Source organism: Streptococcus sp. CCH8-C6, from assembly GCF_001557225.1.
GTDB classification, from domain to species: domain Bacteria; phylum Bacillota; class Bacilli; order Lactobacillales; family Streptococcaceae; genus Streptococcus; species Streptococcus sanguinis_C.
On sequence record NZ_LSJN01000059.1, the window covers coordinates 1 to 437 of the forward strand.

Consider the following 437-nt stretch of genomic DNA (forward strand, 5'->3'; position numbering starts at 1 on the left):
AGTTTCAAACTCTTTGGTACAATCTTGATACTCGAAAAATTGAATGGGAAGATAATAAGACAGCACAATACCAAAGTCCGACCTTTAATTTTAAATTAAATACGCAACAATTTGATGAAAAATTGGGCAATTTCACGTTTCCTATTATATATCCTTTAGACGAAGCTGTGGATACAAGTTGGATTCAAAATAGCTTGATGGCGCAAACTGACCCAAAGGCAGCGGAATTATTGGAAAAAACGAACTCTCAACTTTATAGACTTGATAAGAGCGTTAAAGACTATCTAGAGTTTTATAGTCTGTTAGTTCCTTCGAATACAGACTTATATGAAGGTGTAATTCCAGCAAGTATCAGTAAAGACGGATTGGAACATCCTTTTAGCTCTAAAGAGGAATTCAACCAGTTTTATGATGAGAGTAAGGATAAGGAATTAATG

At 34.3% G+C, this 437-nt stretch carries 1 pseudogene; it reads left to right on the plus strand.

The window, feature by feature from the left end:
* Nucleotides 1–437: pseudogene (locus AX677_RS09425) on the plus strand (hypothetical protein); the annotation flags it as partial.